Raw genomic sequence first — 16,549 nt, 5'->3', positions numbered from 1 at the left:
GAAAACGAGCGGCCACGGTGACGACAAGCAGGCGACGGTTTATGGCCGGGATGGCGGCCGCGGCAGCGGGCACAGCGGTCGGCGGGCTCGCGGCGTGCGGATCACGGGGGCCGGGGGCCGACACCATTTTCCTTGGTGGCCCGGTGGTGACTGTGGCGCCGGGCGCCCCGGAAGCCGAAGCACTCGCGGTCACCGGCGGGCGGATAACCCAGGTCGGCACTGCCGACGAGGTACTGCGACTGCGCGGGTCGGGCACCACCGTCATCGACTTGCGCGGCCGGGCGCTGCTACCGGCGTTCGTGGAACCGCATGGGCATCCCTTCGAGATGGGCTCCACGCTGGCCCCGCCGGCCATCGACGTGCGTCCGTTCACCGTCCCCACCGCAAACGGGGTGTTCGCCAAGCTGGCCGAGGCCGTGGCGGACACGCCGAAGGGCCAGCCGATTCTGCTCAATGGGGTGGATCCGCTGCTGCAGACCGGGTTGCAGCCGTTCACCCGTACCGAACTGTCCCGGCTCGCCCCCAACAACCCCGTGGTGATCATTTCCAACAGCGGCCACGCCGCCTACGGCAACACCGCCGCGTTCACCGCGGCAGGTATCACCAAGACCACCCCCAACCCGGCCGGAGCGCAGTACATCCACGGGCCCGACGGACAGCTGACCGGCGAGGTCCGCGAGGCGGCGGCGGTGATGGCGCTGGTCGCGCCGTTCTCGGGCGCCATCATGGCCAACGCCGGGGACAATCTGCGCTGGGCCTACTCCCAACTCGCGCGCGCGGGTATCGCCACGGCCACCGAGCATTCCTATGACGCGCGTGCGCAATCGGAGGTGTTCGGCAAGCTCGCCCAGCAGGCCGACTGCGCGGTGCGGGTGCGTGCCTATGAGATCGGCACCGCGGAACTGGCTGCGGATTCGAAGAATGTTCGCGGCAAGCGGGCCCGCGCCGACGTGCTGTTCGACAAGATCGGGATGAAGATCTGGGCGGACGGTTCGCCCTGGCAGGGCAACATCTTCACCACCTTCCCGTATCTGGCCAACGCCACCACCGCGAGCATGGGCTTGGGCCCCGACCATCGCGGCAGGATGAACTACCCGCCCGAGCAGATCCAGGACTTGACCAAGTCCTTTGTCGATCAGCATTGGCAGGTCTCCTGCCACGTTCATGGTGATGCCGCGATCGACGTGGTGCTGGACGCGTTCGAACAGGCGCGCACACCGCCGGCGCTACGGCCCCGGATCGAACACGTCGGGGCCATGCGACCCGATCAGTTCGCCCGGGCCGCACAGCTGGGAATCACCCCGAGTCTGTTCATCGAACACATCTATTTCTGGGGAGATGTGTTGGTGGACAAGCTCTTCGGTCTCGATCACGGCTCGCACTGGATGTCGGCGCGTTCCGCTGTCGACGCCGGCCTGCGGCTCTCGTTCCACAATGACGGCACCGTCACCCCGCCCAACCCGATCGGCAACATCGCCACCGCGGTGAACCGGATCGCCAAGGGCAGCGGCCGGGTGCTGGCCCCCGAACAGCGCATCGGCGTCGATGCGGCGATCAAGGCGCAGACCCTCAACGCCGCTTGGCAACTGCGGCTGGACACCGAGATCGGCAGCCTGGAACCCGGCAAGTACGCCGATCTGGTGGTGCTCTCGCACAACCCTCGCCGGGTTCCGCCGGAAGACCTGCGCGACGTGGCTGTCGAGGCCACTTTTCTGATGGGTCGGCAGACCTACGGGAAGGTGCTGGGGTAACGGCTCAGATGCCGCCGAGGCCCGCTATGCGGGCGGCTCGGGGCAGTTGCCGTCGCCGGCCCACACGGTGACCCGCCTCGCCTGCAGCACGCCGTCGCCGTCCTTGGTCCCGCCGGCGGCGACACACTTTCCGGCGCTGATCGACGGTGCGCTGACGGCGACCATCCGGCGGAAGTGGGTGCTGTCGTTGACCGTGACCGTGGTCGGCCCAGACGGACCGCTGATCGTCAGGGTGTCGCCGGAGACGGACTCGACCACACCGCGGACGCCGCGGTGCGGCTTCGGCGGCGCCGGGGCGTCGGCCGCCGCGGCGGGCCGCTGCGGGCATTTGCCGTCGACGGTGGTGCTGATCGCCACGAACTTCGCGGTGATGGCGCCGCTGTCTGCCGGAGCGCTGTCGGGTCCGGCACCGGCCTTGATGCAGGTGCCGGCGGTGATCTCACCGCGCTGCGCGGGCACCGACTCGAAAATCCGGGTGTCGTCGGCCAACGCGACCGTGGTGGTGCCGGACGAGCGGGCCACCTCGAAGGTGTTGCCGGACACCGAGGAGACCGAACCCATCACGTGGTCGCCCTGGGCGTGAGCCAATGCCGGGACGAACAGTCCGGCCGCGAAGAGCGCCGTCGCTCCGGTCAGTGCACGGATCGTCTGGCTCATGCCGCGGTCCCAGCTTCGGCTCTCCTCCGTCGAGCCTCGCTGAACCGTCGGGGTGGGTGTGCTCGGGCGGGGGGACATCGGCAGTCTCCGTTCGTTGAAAGCGGCGGCGGCGGGTGCCGCCGGCCGGTGCTACCACCGTCGATGGTCGAGTTAGCGGGCAGCTAGCTCCCAGCTGTGAGTCCGCTGTGTAGACCACTGCGGCGCTGCGTGACGGGGTTCGGGAACACCGCGGCGTATCCGGGCGTTGGGCCAATCATGGCAACTCAAGACCTCACCGCAGCGAAATTCGAAGAAACCATCGCCGACAACGACATCGTGCTCGTCGATTTCTGGGCGTCCTGGTGCGGGCCGTGCCGCTCGTTCGCGCCGACGTTCGCGTCGGTCTCCGAGAAGCACCCCGACGTGGTGTTCGCCAAGGTCGACACCGAAGCCGAGCAGCAGCTGGCCGCCGCCGCCCAGATCCGCTCCATTCCCACCCTGATGGCGTTCAAGAAGGGCACGCTGGTGTTTAACCAGGCCGGTGCACTGCCTGCCGCGGCGTTGGAGAACCTGGTCCAGCAGGTCAAGGATCTCGACGTCGAAGCCGCCCTGGCCGAGCAGGCCGCTACGGGCAAGCCCGACCAGGTCTGAGTGTGCGCACGCGATAGCGTGCACCCGTGTCTTCCGAATCCGAGTTGGGCTCCGAGTTCGTCAAAGTCGAACGTCCCCGCCCACACGTCGCCCTGATCACGCTGAACCGCCCGGAGCGGATGAACTCCATGGCGTTCGACGTCATGGTTCCGCTGCGCGACGTGCTGGCGGAAGTCAGCTACGACAACTCGGTGCGGGTGGTCGTGCTGACCGGGGCGGGCCGCGGGTTCTCTTCGGGTGCCGACCACAAGTCCGCGGGTTCGGTGCCGCACGTGGCCGGATTGACCCGGCCGACGTTCGGATTGCGGTCGATGGAACTGCTCGACGACATCATCCTGGGGCTGCGGCGCCTGCACCAGCCGGTGATCGCGGCCGTCAACGGGGCGGCCATCGGTGGCGGCCTGTGCCTGGCGCTGGCGGCCGACATCCGGGTCGCCGCGTCTGGTGCGTATTTTCGAGCCGCCGGCATCAACAACGGGCTGACCGCCAGTGAGCTGGGGCTGAGCTACTTGCTGCCCCGGGCGATCGGGGCGTCGCGGGCGTTCGAGATCATGCTCACCGGCCGCGACGTCGACGCCGCCGAGGCCGAACGAATCGGCCTGGTATCCCGGGTGGTGGAGCAGCCGGACCTGCTGGACACCTGCTACGACATGGCCGAGCGGATCGCCGGTTTCTCCCGGCCGGGGGCCGAATTGACCAAGCGGACGCTCTGGAGCGGACTCGACGCCGGTAGTCTAGAGGGGCACATGCAGGCCGAGGGGCTCGGACAGCTCTACGTGCGCCTGCTGACCAGCAACTTCGAGGAAGCCGTCGCTGCGCGCGCCGAGAAGCGCCCACCGGTCTTCACCGACGATAAGTAGTCAGCACCGACGATAAGTAGCACCACGACAGGAGTACGCGCGCGTGATTACCGCAACGGGCCTGGAGGTCCGCGCCGGAGCGCGCACCCTACTCGACTCGGTGGACTCGGTGCTGCGGGTGCAGCCCGGAGATCGGATCGGTCTGGTCGGCCGCAACGGCGCCGGCAAGACCACCACGCTGCGCATTCTGGCTGGTGAGGGCGAGCCATACGCCGGCACCATCACCCGCACTGGCGAGGTCGGCTACCTGCCGCAGGACCCCAGGGAGGGCAACCTCGACGTCCTGGCGCGCGATCGCGTGCTGTCGGCCCGTGGCCTCGACACCATCCTGGCCGACCTGGAGAAGCAGCAGGTGCTAATGGCGGAGGTGGTCGACGACACCGAGCGCGACCGCGCGATCCGCCGCTACGGCCAGCTCGAAGAGCGATTCGCCGCCCTGGGCGGCTACGCCGCCGAAAGCGAGGCGGGCCGGATCTGCACCAGCCTGGGCCTGCCCGACCGGGTGCTGACCCAGCCGCTGCGGACCCTGTCCGGTGGCCAGCGCCGCCGCGTGGAACTGGCTCGGATTCTGTTCGCGGCGGGCGAGGGTGGCGCCGGCGGCGCGGGCTCGGGCACCACCTTGCTGCTCGACGAACCGACCAACCACCTCGACGCGGATTCGATCGGCTGGCTGCGCGACTTCCTGAAGAACCACAGCGGGGGACTGGTACTGATCAGCCACGACGTGGACCTGCTGGCCGACGTGGTCAACCGGGTGTGGTTCCTCGATGCGGTGCGCGGCGAGGCCGACGTGTACAACATGGGCTGGCAGAAGTACCTCGACGCCCGAGCGACCGATGAGCAGCGTCGTCGCCGGGAGCGAGCCAACGCTGAACGCAAGGTCACCGCGCTGCGCAACCAGGCCGCCAAGCTGGGCGCCAAGGCCACCAAAGCCGTTGCTGCGCAGAACATGCTGCGTCGCGCCGACCGGATGCTGGCGGCGCTGGACGAGGAACGGGTCGCCGACAAGGTCGCGCGGATCAAGTTCCCGACGCCGTCGGCCTGCGGGAAAACCCCGCTGATGGCGTCCGGACTGACCAAGGTGTACGGCTCGCTGGAGATCTTCACCGGTGTCGACCTGGCCATCGACCGGGGCTCGCGGGTCGTGGTGCTGGGCCTCAACGGCGCCGGTAAGACCACCCTGCTGCGCCTGCTCGCCGGTGTCGAAACCCCCGACGCCGGCCAGCTCGAGCCCGGCCACGGCTGCAAGATCGGCTACTTTGCCCAGGAACACGACACTATCGACAACGCGGCCAGCGTGTGGGAGAACATCCGGCACGCCGCCCCCGACACCTCCGAGCAGGATTTGCGGGGACTGCTGGGCGCGTTCATGTTCACCGGGCCGCAGCTGGAGCAACCGGCCGGCACCCTGTCCGGTGGTGAGAAGACCCGGCTGGCGCTGGCCGGACTGGTGGCCTCCACCGCGAACGTGCTGCTGCTCGACGAGCCGACCAACAACCTCGACCCGGCATCACGCGAACAGGTGCTCGACGCGCTGCGCAGCTATGCCGGGGCGGTGGTGCTGGTCACCCACGACCCGGGTGCGGCCGAGGCGCTCGACCCGCAGCGAGTGGTGTTGCTGCCCGACGGCACCGAGGATCACTGGTCGGCGGACTACCGCGACCTGATCGAGCTCGCCTAGCGGCGATCGCAAGCGCGGCGGAGCCGGGCGCGGCGGGCCGCCGACCCGATTCCCCTGTATTTCAGCCAAACCCGCCCGATCGCCTCGTCGGCTTCCTACGCTGAAGCCGTCAACGCGGCGAGGGGATGGTGAGGGGACGTGGCAACGACGACGAAACCGAACAAGCAACGCGACCGTCAACTGGTCGAGTTGCGCAGCGCCTATGAGGGCGGGGCGAGCATCCGGACTTTGGCGGCGTCGACCGGGCGCTCGTACGGTTCCGTGCACAGCATGCTGCGGGAGTCGGGTGCGGCGATGCGCAGCCGCGGTGGGCCCAACCACCGCACCCGATCGCGTTAACGCCGCGAAATCAGCTCTGCCGCACCGAATCCTCGACCAGGTCGAGGACCGCTGACAGTCGCTGCGGATCTTCGCCCGACGCCAGTCGCGCGACCAGGCCGTCGAGCACCAGGTCCAGATAGCAGTGCAACACGTCGCCGGGGACGTCGTCGCGCAGCCGACCGGCCTGCTTCTGGCGATGCAGTCGATCCGTTGTGGCAGCAGCCAATTCGGCCGACCGCTCCGCCCAGCCCCGGCTGAACTCCGGGTCGTGGCGCAGTTTGCGGGCGATCTCCAGTCGAGTGGCCAGCCAGTCGAACTGTTCCGGCGCCGCCAGCATGTCGCGCATCACGCCGATCAGGCCCTCGCGCGAGGCGACATCAGCCATCCGCTGCGCGTCTTCGCGCGCCAACTCGAAGAACAGCGTGTCCTTGTCGCGGAAGTGGTGGAAGATCGCCCCGCGCGACAGCCCGATCATCTGCTCCAGCCGCCGCACCGTCGCCTGGTCATAGCCGTAGGCGGCGAAGCAGCGCCGCGCGCCATCGAGGATCTGACGGCGCCGGGCCGCCAGGTGATCCTCGCTGACCCTGGGCATCAGGTGATCGCTGTCTACGCGGTCGCAGACGACTTCAGCATGTTGCGCAGCACGTACTGCAGGATGCCGCCGTTGCGGTAGTAGTCGGCCTCACCGGGGGTGTCGATGCGCACCACCGCGTCGAATTCGACCTTCTCTCCACTTTCCTTGGTGGCGGTGACCTTGACCGTCTTCGGCGTCTTGCCCGCGTTGAGTTCTTCGATACCGACGATGTCGAAGGTCTCGGTGCCGTCCAGGCCCAGCGTCTTGGCGGTCTCGCCGGCCGGGAACTGCAGCGGGATCACGCCCATGCCGATCAGGTTCGAGCGGTGGATGCGCTCGAAGGACTCGGTGATGACGGCCTTGACGCCCAGCAGCGTGGTGCCCTTGGCCGCCCAGTCGCGCGATGAGCCGGAGCCGTATTCCTTGCCGCCCAGCACGACCAGCGGGATGCCGGCCTTCTGGTAGTTCATGCAGGCGTTGTAGATGAACTCCTTCGGGCCACCCTCCTGGGTGAAGTCCCGGGTGTAGCCACCCTGGGTGCCCTCCAGGCCGATGGTGTCGAGCACCCGGTTCTGCAGGCGGATGTTGGCGAAGGTGCCGCGGACCATGACCTCGTGGTTGCCGCGACGGCTGCCCAGCGAGTTGTAGTCCTTGCGCTCCACACCGTGGGCGTCCAGGTAGTCCGCCGCCGGGGTGCCGGGCTTGATCGGGCCGGCCGGGCTGATGTGGTCGGTGGTGACCGAGTCGCCCAGCAGCGCCATCACCCGAGCACCCTTGATGTCGGAGACCGGCTCGGGCTCCATGCCCATGCCGTCGAAGTAAGGGGCCTTGCGCACGTAGGTCGACGCCTCGTCCCAGGCGAAGGTGTCACCGTCCGGGGTCGGCAGGTTGCGCCAGTTCTCGTCGCCCTTGAACACGTCGGCGTAGGACTTGCGGAACATGTCCTGGTTGATCGCGGACTTGATGGTGTCGTCGATCTCCTGCGCCGACGGCCAGATGTCGCGCAGGAAGACGTCGTTACCCTGCGTGTCCTTGCCCAGCGAATCGGTCTCGAAGTCGAAGTCCATGGTGCCGGCCAGGGCGTAGGCGATGACCAACGGCGGGGAGGCCAGGTAGTTCATCTTGACGTCGGGGGAGATACGGCCCTCGAAGTTGCGGTTACCCGACAGCACCGCGGTGACGGTCAGGTCTTCCTCGTTGACCGCCTTGGAGATCTCCTCGGGCAGCGGGCCGGTGTTACCGATACAGGTGGTGCAGCCGTAACCGCCCAGGTAGAAGCCGAGCTTCTCCAGGTAGGGCCACAGGCCGGCCTTCTCGTAGTAGTCGGTGACGACCTGGCTGCCCGGGGCCATGTTGGTCTTGACCCACGGCTTGGACGACAGGCCCTTCTCGACGGCGTTGCGGGCCAGCAGGGCTGCACCGATCATCACCGAGGGGTTGGACGTGTTGGTGCAGGAGGTGATACCCGCGACCGCGACGGCGCCGTGGTCGAGGATGAACTCGCCGCGCTCGCCCTTGACCCGCACCGGCTTGCTCGGCCGACCGTCGGCGCCGTTGGCGGCGGACTGCACGTCCACCGCGCCGTCGTCGGCAAAGGACAGCGAGACCGGGTCGGAAGCCGGGAAGGATTCCTCGATGGCTTCATCGAGCTTGGTCTCCGGCGTCGGGTGCTGCTCTTCGACGTAGTTGTGGATGTCCTTGCGGAAGGCGATCTTGCTCTCCGACAACAGGATTCGGTCCTGAGGACGCTTCGGTCCGGCGATCGAGGGGACTACGGTGGACAGGTCCAGCTCCAGGTACTCGGAGAAGGCCGGCTCGTGATCCGGGTTGTGCCACATGCCTTGAGCCTTGGCGTAGGCCTCGACCAGCGCGAGCTGCTCGTCGGTGCGGCCGGTCAGCCGCAGGTAGTTGATGGTCTCGTCGTCGATCGGGAAGATCGCGCAGGTCGAGCCGAACTCGGGGCTCATGTTGCCCAGGGTGGCGCGGTTGGCCAGCGGCACCTCGGCGACGCCCTTGCCGTAGAACTCGACGAACTTGCCGACCACGCCGTGCTTGCGCAGCATGTCGGTGACGGTGAGCACCACGTCGGTGGCGGTAACGCCCGGCTGGATCTCGCCGGTCAGCTTGAAGCCGACGACGCGGGGGATCAGCATCGACACCGGCTGGCCCAGCATGGCGGCTTCGGCCTCGATACCGCCGACACCCCAGCCCAGCACGCCCAGGCCGTTCTGCATGGTGGTGTGGCTGTCGGTGCCGACGCAGGTGTCGGGGTAGGCCTTCCCGTCACGCACCATCACGGTGCGGGCCAGGTACTCGATGTTGACCTGGTGCACGATGCCGGTGCCCGGGGGGACGACCTTGAAGTCGTCGAAAGCGCCTTGACCCCAACGCAGGAACTGGTAGCGCTCGGCGTTGCGCTGGTACTCCAGCTCGACGTTGCGCTCGAAGGCGTCGGCGGTCCCGAAGACGTCGAGGATCACGGAGTGGTCGATGACCATCTCGGCGGGCGAGAGCGGGTTGACCTTGTTGGGGTCGCCGCCCAGCGCGGTGACGGCCTCACGCATGGTGGCCAGGTCCACGACACACGGCACACCGGTGAAGTCCTGCATGATCACCCGGGCCGGGGTGAACTGGATCTCGATGCTCGGCTCGGCGTTCGGGTCCCAGTTGGCGATCGCGTTGATGTGATCTTTGGTGATGTTGGCGCCGTCCTCGGTGCGCAACAGGTTCTCGGCCAGCACCTTGAGGCTGTAGGGGAGTTTCTCGGTGCCGGGGACGGCATCGAGGCGGTAGATCTCATAGTCCTGATCACCCACGGTCAGGGTGGCGCGGGCTCCGAACGAATTCACCGAATCTTTGCTGGTCACTTCAACTCCCCGAGATCGAGTTCTCATCCGTCGACGGGTCCGCGCCGACGGGCGACCTAACCCTAACAGTACGATTGTCCTGTATAAAGTAAGGTTCACCTCACCTGGCCGGGGTTGATACCGTCATCAACCGTGACGATCCAGCACCCGCCGGCCTACATTCCCGGCGAGCTCTGCATCACTGTCGGCCTCGACCCGGCCACCCCGCCCGACGATTGCATGGCGTTGGTCAAGGTTGCTGTCGCCTCCGACGGAGTGAGCGCACCGGCGGCCGATGTGCCGGCGCTGCGCGAGGTGGTGGCACAGGCGGGCCGCGACGGCATTGACCTCAAGATCGTCGAGGTCGCCCGAAACCCGGGAATGGACACCGCCCTGCGCGACGTCGCCACCGTGGTCGGCTACGACTATCCGGATTCGACCGTCCTGGTCGTCAGTACGAACTATGTCGGCAGCTACAGCGGCCAGTTTCACCGGTCGAAGCTGGAGGCCGCCGAAGATCACGCCAAAACCGGCGATCCGGTGACTTCGGCGCAGAATTTCCTGCACGAATTGACCACCCCCGATCTGCCCTGGACGGGACTGACGGTGGTGCTGCTGGTGGGGGTGGCGGCGGCGGCCGTCGGCACCCGCTTCCTGCAGCGACGCAGCAAACAGGCCTCAGAAGGTGCGACGCGCGCCGGCGTCGCGAATTAGCGGCCTCACCTCCGAAAACCCGGAAACTGGGCGATTAACTGTCGCCCGGTTGTGGGCTGCTGCAAATAAATAGGTCACCGAATGGTCACAACCGGCTTAATTACACAAACGTAGTTTGTTACGAACGTTTCTCCAGTGACTGATGTGACGTATGGTCTCAAAAGGCGCAGCTGTTGCATCTGTTGTTTCTGTGCTTTTGCCACCGGCCGAAGCATGGCGCCGCCTGCTCAGAGTCCGAGGAGATCCAAGCCGAATGAGACGCATCCGCTGTGGCTCCGATGGCTCTGTTTTCCGGCTGGCGATCCGGGTCGCCCAACCTGCGACGGTGTCGGTACTCAGTGCCGCGATGGTGCTGGGCACCCCGGGGCTGGCCGCCGCTCATCCCGGGCCGGACCCCGATGGCATCGCAGCGCTGATCGCCGATGTCGCCGACGCCAACCAGCAGCTGCAGAACCTGGGCGCGCAGATCGCCGAGGAGAAGGAAGGCGTCAACAAGGCCCTGGTGGATCTGCAGACCGCGCGTGACGACGCGGCCGCCGCCCAACAGGAGGTGGAGTCCGGCCGGCAGGCGATCGCCGACGCCGACGCCGCGATCGCCGCCGCGCAGCGACGGTTCAACACCTTCGCCGCGTCGACGTACGTCAACGGGCCCTCCGACAGCTACCTGACCGCGGCCAACCCCTCGGAGATGATCGCCACGGCGGCGGCCGGCCAGACCCTGGCGCTCTCCTCCCAGCAGGCGCTGGACCACCTCAAGCAGGCTCGCACCGAACAGTTGAACAAGGAGTCGGCCGCCCGGCTGGCCAAGCAGAAGGCCGACCAGGCCGTCGCCGACGCGCAGTCCAGCCAGGACGCCGCGGTGGCTGCGCTCACCGACACTCAGCGCAAGTTCGGCGAGCAGCAGGGCGAGATCGACCGGCTGGCCGCACGGCGCAACGCGGCACAGGCCAAAATCGCGGCGGCCCGTGGCCACGAGCAGCCGCAGACCGGGCCGGCGCCGGCCGGTGCTCCCGCCGGTGATCGGTGGGGAAATCCGGTGGCCGGCCCCACGGTGGGCAAGCCCGCGCAGTGGGACGGTCCCTGGGACCCGACCCTGCCGATGGTGCCCAGCGCCGACGTTCCCGGCGACCCGGTCGCGGTGATCAACCAGGTGCTGGGGATCTCGCAGACCTCGGCGCAGGTGACGGCAAACCTGGGCCAGAAGTTCCTGCAGTCGCTGGGGCTGGCCAAGCCCGACGACACCGGTATCAACAACGGCAAGATCCCGCGGGTCTACGGCCGGCAGGCCTCCGAATACGTGATCCGCCGAGGCCTTTCGCAGCGCGGCGTGCCCTACTCCTGGGGTGGGGGCACCGCTGCGGGCCCCGGCCGCGGTATCGGCTCCGGTTCGGGCACAGTCGGTTTCGACTGTTCCGGGCTGATCCTCTACGCCTTCGCCGGGGTGGGCATCAAGCTGCCGCACTACTCGGGTTCGCAGTACAAGATGGGCCGCCAGATCCCCTCGGCGCTGGCGCGTCGCGGCGACGTCATCTTCTACGGACCCGGTGGCAGTCAGCACGTAACGCTCTACCTCGGCAACGGCCTAATGCTGGAGGCCCCCGACGTGGGGCAGACGGTGAAGGTGTCGCCGGTCCGCAAGAGCGGCATGACGCCCTATGTAGTCCGATACATCGAGTACTGACGGCGGTGCAATGCAACTGAGTTCCTTACGACTATCGCGCCTCCTCGGGTCGCTGCTGGTGGCGATCCCGGTGCTGGTGGGCCTGGCCGGACCGGCCGAGGCGGACCCGGGATGGGACCCCACGCTGCCGGCGACAATCAGCGCCGGTGCGCCCGGTGATCCGTTGGCGATCGCCAACGCCTCGCTGCAGGCCACCGCCAATGCCACCCAGACCACGATGGACCTGGGCCGCAAGTTCCTGTCCGGCCTCGGGTTCAACGTGGGCGACGAAGCCGCCGGCAACGTCTCGCCCGGGCAGCGGGTGCACGGAAAGCAGGCCATCGAGTACGTGATTCGTCGCGGCGGCTCACAGATGGGCGTGCCCTACTCCTGGGGCGGCGGTTCGCTGACCGGTCCCAGCAAGGGCGTCGACTCCGGGGCGGGCACGGTCGGTTTCGACTGTTCGGGCCTGATGCGTTACGCGTTCGCCGGGGTGGGCGTGCTGATCCCGCGGTTCTCCGGCGATCAGTACAACGCCGGCCGGCACATCCCGCCCAATCAGGCTCGCCGTGGCGACCTGATGTTCTACGGCCCCGGCGGCGGCCAGCACGTCACCATGTACCTGGGCGGCGGGAAGATGCTGGAAGCCTCCGGCAGCGCCGGCAAGGTGGTCGTCAGCCCGGTCCGGACCGCCGGGATGACGCCGTATCTGACCCGGATCATCGAGTACTGACAGCAGCCGTCGCGTAACAGCGGGGCCATACGTCGACGGATGCTGCGAACCCTGGAATAGTGAAACGAGGGCACAACGCTGCCCCTCGGCCGCGTGCCGTGCAAGCAGTTGTGTCTGACCGACCTTTGTGGAGGATTTGTCGATGACGTCATCGGATGGGACGCCCGCGGGCGCCAGCGGTTTCCCCGGCTCGGCCGGTGCCGAAGCAGGCACAGTCGGCGGTAGCGGGCTCGCCGCCGACGTACACGTGCTGGAGCGGGCCATCTTCGAGGTCAAGCGCGTCATCGTCGGTCAGGACCAGCTCGTCGAGCGCATCCTGGTCGGCCTGCTCGCCAAGGGCCACGTGCTGCTGGAAGGCGTGCCGGGCGTCGCCAAGACCCTGGCGGTGGAGACCTTCGCCAAGGTGGTCGGCGGGACCTTCGCGCGCATCCAGTTCACCCCGGACCTGGTGCCCACCGACATCATCGGTACCCGCATCTACCGGCAGGGCCGCGAGGAGTTCGACACCGAACTCGGCCCGGTGATGGCCAACTTCCTGCTCGCCGACGAGATCAACCGTGCGCCGGCCAAGGTGCAGTCGGCGCTGCTGGAGGTCATGCAGGAGCGCAAGGTCTCCATCGGCGGCAAGAGCTTCGCGCTGCCCAACCCGTTCCTGGTGATGGCCACCCAGAACCCGATCGAGCACGAGGGCGTCTACCCGCTGCCCGAAGCGCAGCGCGACCGCTTCCTGTTCAAGATCAACGTCAGCTACCCCTCGCCGGAAGAAGAACGCGAGATCATCTACCGGATGGGTGTGACGCCGCCGGAGCCCAAGCAGATCCTCGGCACCGGCGACCTGGTGCGGTTGCAGACGCTGGCGGCCAACAACTTCGTGCACCACGCCCTGGTGGACTACGTCGTGCGGGTGATCACCGCAACGCGCCAACCCGAGCAGTTCGGCATGCCCGACGTGAAGAACTGGCTGTCGTTCGGTGCGTCGCCGCGTGCCTCGCTGGGCATCATCTCCGCGTCCCGCGCGCTGGCGCTGGTGCGTGGCCGCGACTACGTGATTCCGCAGGACGTCATCGAGGTCATTCCGGACGTGCTGCGGCACCGCCTGGTGCTGTCCTACGACGCGCTCGCCGATGAGATCACCTCCGAGATCGTCATCAACCGGGTGCTGCAGACGGTGCCGCTGCCGCAGGTGAATGCGGTTCCGCAGCAACAGCACTCGCCGGCACCGGGTGCCCCGACCGCAGCGGCAGTGGCCGGCGGTCGGTGAGCGACCCCGACACCGGGGCTGGATCGTCCCAGCCGCCGGGAACCAGCACTGCGCCGCCGTCGATGTTGCGCGGCGAAATCCGCGACCCGAAGCTGGCGGCGGCGCTGCGCACGCTGGAGCTCACGGTCAAGCGCAAGCTCGACGGGGTGCTGCACGGGGATCACCTCGGTTTGATCCCCGGCCCCGGCTCCGAACCCGGCGAATCGCGGCTCTACCAGCCCGGCGATGACGTGCGCCGGATGGACTGGTCGGTCACGGCGCGCACCACCCATCCGCACGTGCGGCAGATGATCGCCGACCGCGAGCTGGAGACCTGGCTGGTGGTCGACATGTCGGCCAGCATGGACTTCGGCACCGCCACCTGCGAGAAGCGCGACCTGGCGGTGGCGGCGGCCGCGGCCATCGTCTACCTCAACAGCGGTGGTGGTAATCGGCTGGGCGCACTGGTGGCCAACGGTGAGCGCGTCGTGCGGGTGCCGGCCCGCTCCGGACGCAACCACGAGCAGACCCTGCTGCGCACCATCGCCACCATTCCGCGGGCCCCGGCCGGGGTGCGCGGTGACCTGGCGGCGGCCATCGACGCCCTGCGCCGGCCCGAACGCCGGCGCGGGATGGCGGTCATCATCAGCGACTTCCTCGGTCCGATCAACTGGATGCGCCCGTTGCGGGCGATCGCCGCCCGCCACGAGGTCTTGGGCATCGAGGTGCTCGACCCGCGCGATGTCGAGCTGCCCGACGTCGGCGACGTGGTGCTGCAGGACACCGAATCCGGGGTCACCCGCGAGTTCACCATCGACGCCAAGCTGCGGGACGACTTCGCCCGGGCCGCGGTGGCCCACCGCGCCGACGTCGCGCACGCGCTGCGCAGCTGCGGCGCACCGTTGCTGGGGTTGCGGACCGACCGGGACTGGATTGCCGACATCGTCCGCTTCGTCGAGTCACGCCGGCGCGGGGCGCTGGCGGGAACGCCGTGACCTCGACCCGTACACAGACAGGTCTGTTATGACATTGCCGCTACTCGGGCCGATGACGCTTACGGGCTTCGCCCACCCGTGGTTCTTCCTGTTCTTGTTGGTGATCCTCGGTCTGATCGCGCTGTACATCCTCATGCAGGTGGCGCGGCACCGGCGGATCCTGCGGTTCGCCAACATGGAGCTGCTGGAGAGCGTGGCGCCCAAATCACCGACGCGCTGGCGGCACCTGTCGGCGATCCTGCTGATCAGCTCGTTGCTGCTGTTCACCGTGGCGATGGCCGGCCCCACCCACGATGTCCGGATTCCGCGCAACCGCGCGGTGGTGATGCTGGTGATCGACGTATCCCAGTCGATGCGTGCCACCGACGTCGCACCCAGCCGGCTGGCAGCCGCCCAAGAGGCCGGCAAGCAGTTCGCCGACGAGCTGACCGCGGGCATCAACCTGGGTCTGATCGCCTACGCCGGAACCGCGACGGTGCTGACCTCGCCGACCACCAACCGCGACGCCACCAAGGCCGCGATCGACAAGTTGCAACTGGCCGACCGCACCGCCACCGGTGAAGGCATCTTCACCGCGCTGCAGGCGATCGCCACGGTGGGCGCGGTCATCGGCGGCGGCGACACCCCGCCGCCGGCCCGCATTGTGCTGCTCTCCGACGGTAAGGAGACCGTGCCGTCCAACCCCGACAATCCCAAGGGGGCGTTCACCGCGGCGCGCACCGCCAAGGACCAGGGCGTGCCCGTGTCGACGATCTCATTCGGCACGGCCTACGGCTATGTCGAGATCAACGAACAGCGCCAACCGGTGCCCGTCGACGACGATTCGCTGAAGAAGATCGCCGACCTGTCCGGCGGCAGCGCCTACACGGCCTCCAGCCTGCAGCAGCTCAAAGAGGTGTACGCGACCCTGCAGGACCAGATCGGCTTCGAGACCATCCGCGGTGACGCCAGCACCGGCTGGCTGCGGCTGGGCTCGTTCATCTTGGCGTTGGCCGGGTTGGCGGCCCTGCTGCTCAACCGGCGTCTGCCCGCTTAAGTTCAGCCCCGATTGACTCTGCGCTCATGGCGCACAAGTGCGAGTAGCCCGCGCCCTGTGCGCAGAGTCAGCGCGTCGATTCGATAGGTTATGCCGGTGACAGACAGCGAAGCCCCCGCAGGAAAGCCCGCATTTGTGTCCCGTTCGGTCCTCGTCACCGGTGGAAACCGGGGCATCGGACTGGCGATCGCGCAGCGACTGGCCGCCGACGGCCACAAGGTGGCGGTGACGCACCGCGGCTCCGGCGCACCCGAGGGACTGTTCGGGGTGGTCTGCGATGTCACCGACAACGACGCCGTCGACCGCGCCTTCAAAGAGGTCGAGGAGCACCAGGGCCCCGTCGAGGTGCTGGTGGCCAACGCCGGCATCTCCAAAGACGCGTTCCTGATGCGGATGACCGAGGAGCGCTTCGAAGAGGTCATCAACGCCAACCTCACCGGCGCCTTCAGGGTCACCCAGCGGGCGTCGCGCAGCATGCAGCGCAAGCGCTTTGGCCGGATCATCTACATCGGATCGGTCTCGGGCATGTGGGGGATCGGCAACCAGGCCAACTATGCGGCGGCCAAGGCGGGTCTGATCGGCATGGCCCGCTCGATCTCCCGCGAGCTGTCCAAGGCCGGCGTCACCGCCAACGTCGTGGCGCCCGGCTACATCGACACCGAGATGACCCGCGCCCTCGACGAGCGGATCCAAGAAGGCGCGCTGGACTTCATCCCGGCCAAGCGGGTGGGCACCGCCGAGGAGGTCGCCGGTGCGGTCAGCTTCCTGGCATCGGAGGACGCCAGCTACATCGCCGGCGCGGTCATCCCCGTCGACGGCGGCATGGGCATGGGCCACTAGCGACTCGTTCA

At 68.0% G+C, this 16,549-nt stretch carries 15 protein-coding genes; 12 read left to right on the top strand and 3 right to left on the bottom strand.

Annotation, left to right across the window (positions count from 1 at the left end; translation table 11 throughout):
* Nucleotides 1–17 precede the first annotated feature (17 nt).
* Nucleotides 18–1,751, top strand: a complete 1,734-nt coding sequence (locus ACKY0X_RS12240; RefSeq protein ID WP_409426261.1) for an amidohydrolase — start codon at nucleotides 18–20, stop codon at nucleotides 1,749–1,751.
* Between the two features lie 24 nt (nucleotides 1,752–1,775).
* On the opposite strand, the gene ACKY0X_RS12235 is transcribed toward ACKY0X_RS12240, so the two are convergent.
* Nucleotides 1,776–2,408, bottom strand: coding sequence for a DUF5666 domain-containing protein (locus tag ACKY0X_RS12235; RefSeq protein ID WP_409426260.1), 633 nt, complete (start codon nucleotides 2,406–2,408; stop codon nucleotides 1,776–1,778).
* A 255-nt stretch (nucleotides 2,409–2,663) separates the two neighbouring features.
* Here ACKY0X_RS12235 and trxA point away from each other — a divergent pair, with 255 nt between their 5' ends.
* The 4 genes from trxA (at nucleotide 2,664) to ACKY0X_RS12215 (ending at nucleotide 5,918) form a co-directional block, all read left to right on the top strand.
* Nucleotides 2,664–3,038: a thioredoxin gene (gene trxA / locus ACKY0X_RS12230; RefSeq protein ID WP_409426259.1), complete on the top strand. Its 375-nt coding sequence runs from the start codon at nucleotides 2,664–2,666 to the stop codon at nucleotides 3,036–3,038.
* Nucleotides 3,039–3,064: 26 nt separating this feature from the next.
* Nucleotides 3,065–3,898 carry an enoyl-CoA hydratase gene (locus ACKY0X_RS12225; protein ID WP_409426258.1) on the top strand — a complete coding sequence of 278 codons (834 nt, stop codon included), beginning with the start codon at nucleotides 3,065–3,067 and terminating at the stop codon, nucleotides 3,896–3,898.
* Between the two features lie 43 nt (nucleotides 3,899–3,941).
* A complete protein-coding gene (locus ACKY0X_RS12220; RefSeq protein WP_409426257.1) occupies nucleotides 3,942–5,579 on the top strand; it encodes an ABC-F family ATP-binding cassette domain-containing protein in 1,638 nt (545 codons plus the stop codon).
* A gap of 138 nt (nucleotides 5,580–5,717) precedes the next feature.
* Nucleotides 5,718–5,918, top strand: coding sequence for a helix-turn-helix domain-containing protein (locus ACKY0X_RS12215; protein WP_046282993.1), 201 nt, complete (start codon nucleotides 5,718–5,720; stop codon nucleotides 5,916–5,918).
* 10 nt (nucleotides 5,919–5,928) lie between these two features.
* On the opposite strand, the gene ACKY0X_RS12210 is transcribed toward ACKY0X_RS12215, so the two are convergent.
* Nucleotides 5,929–6,492 (bottom strand): TetR/AcrR family transcriptional regulator, encoded by a 564-nt coding sequence (locus tag ACKY0X_RS12210; protein WP_065041140.1) that lies wholly within the window; start codon nucleotides 6,490–6,492, stop codon nucleotides 5,929–5,931.
* Between the two features lie 14 nt (nucleotides 6,493–6,506).
* A complete protein-coding gene (gene acnA, locus ACKY0X_RS12205) occupies nucleotides 6,507–9,341 on the bottom strand; it encodes an aconitate hydratase AcnA (protein WP_409426256.1) in 2,835 nt (944 codons plus the stop codon).
* A gap of 132 nt (nucleotides 9,342–9,473) precedes the next feature.
* On the opposite strand from acnA, the gene ACKY0X_RS12200 reads away from it, so the two are divergent.
* The 7 genes from ACKY0X_RS12200 (at nucleotide 9,474) to fabG1 (ending at nucleotide 16,538) form a co-directional block, all read left to right on the top strand.
* Nucleotides 9,474–10,034 carry a DUF6676 family protein gene (locus tag ACKY0X_RS12200; protein ID WP_409426255.1) on the top strand — a complete coding sequence of 187 codons (561 nt, stop codon included), beginning with the start codon at nucleotides 9,474–9,476 and terminating at the stop codon, nucleotides 10,032–10,034.
* 253 nt (nucleotides 10,035–10,287) lie between these two features.
* On the top strand, nucleotides 10,288–11,715 hold the full coding sequence (ripA, locus tag ACKY0X_RS12195) for an NlpC/P60 family peptidoglycan endopeptidase RipA (RefSeq protein WP_409426254.1): 1,428 nt from the start codon (nucleotides 10,288–10,290) through the stop codon (nucleotides 11,713–11,715).
* Nucleotides 11,716–11,725: 10 nt separating this feature from the next.
* A complete protein-coding gene (ripB, locus tag ACKY0X_RS12190; RefSeq protein ID WP_409426253.1) occupies nucleotides 11,726–12,427 on the top strand; it encodes an NlpC/P60 family peptidoglycan endopeptidase RipB in 702 nt (233 codons plus the stop codon).
* Between the two features lie 142 nt (nucleotides 12,428–12,569).
* Nucleotides 12,570–13,688 (top strand): AAA family ATPase, encoded by a 1,119-nt coding sequence (locus ACKY0X_RS12185; protein ID WP_046283023.1) that lies wholly within the window; start codon nucleotides 12,570–12,572, stop codon nucleotides 13,686–13,688.
* A gap of 62 nt (nucleotides 13,689–13,750) precedes the next feature.
* Nucleotides 13,751–14,662, top strand: coding sequence for a DUF58 domain-containing protein (locus ACKY0X_RS12180; RefSeq protein WP_409429605.1), 912 nt, complete (start codon nucleotides 13,751–13,753; stop codon nucleotides 14,660–14,662).
* Between the two features lie 28 nt (nucleotides 14,663–14,690).
* Nucleotides 14,691–15,698 (top strand): VWA domain-containing protein, encoded by a 1,008-nt coding sequence (locus tag ACKY0X_RS12175; protein WP_046282987.1) that lies wholly within the window; start codon nucleotides 14,691–14,693, stop codon nucleotides 15,696–15,698.
* A 90-nt stretch (nucleotides 15,699–15,788) separates the two neighbouring features.
* Complete coding sequence (gene fabG1 / locus ACKY0X_RS12170) at nucleotides 15,789–16,538, top strand: 3-oxoacyl-ACP reductase FabG1 (RefSeq protein ID WP_046282986.1); 750 nt, start codon at nucleotides 15,789–15,791, stop codon at nucleotides 16,536–16,538.
* Nucleotides 16,539–16,549: the final 11 nt, after the last annotated feature.

This window comes from Mycobacterium sp. SMC-11, from assembly GCF_046250095.1.
GTDB lineage: Bacteria > Actinomycetota > Actinomycetes > Mycobacteriales > Mycobacteriaceae > Mycobacterium > Mycobacterium heraklionense_A.
Note: the sequence above shows the minus strand (reverse complement) of the source record. Positions and strands in the feature narration are given on the sequence as shown.

Coding starts and splice junctions, on each gene's coding strand:
- ripB (WP_409426253.1), top strand. CDS start 11,726: ATGCAACTGAGTTCCTTACGACTATCGCGCCTCCTCGGGTCGCTGCTG.
- ACKY0X_RS12180 (WP_409429605.1), top strand. CDS start 13,751: ATGTTGCGCGGCGAAATCCGCGACCCGAAGCTGGCGGCGGCGCTGCGC.
- ACKY0X_RS12235 (WP_409426260.1), bottom strand. CDS start 2,408: ATGAGCCAGACGATCCGTGCACTGACCGGAGCGACGGCGCTCTTCGCG.
- ACKY0X_RS12185 (WP_046283023.1), top strand. CDS start 12,570: ATGACGTCATCGGATGGGACGCCCGCGGGCGCCAGCGGTTTCCCCGGC.
- ACKY0X_RS12210 (WP_065041140.1), bottom strand. CDS start 6,492: ATGCCCAGGGTCAGCGAGGATCACCTGGCGGCCCGGCGCCGTCAGATC.
- ACKY0X_RS12175 (WP_046282987.1), top strand. CDS start 14,691: ATGACATTGCCGCTACTCGGGCCGATGACGCTTACGGGCTTCGCCCAC.
- ripA (WP_409426254.1), top strand. CDS start 10,288: ATGAGACGCATCCGCTGTGGCTCCGATGGCTCTGTTTTCCGGCTGGCG.
- fabG1 (WP_046282986.1), top strand. CDS start 15,789: ATGCCGGTGACAGACAGCGAAGCCCCCGCAGGAAAGCCCGCATTTGTG.
- trxA (WP_409426259.1), top strand. CDS start 2,664: ATGGCAACTCAAGACCTCACCGCAGCGAAATTCGAAGAAACCATCGCC.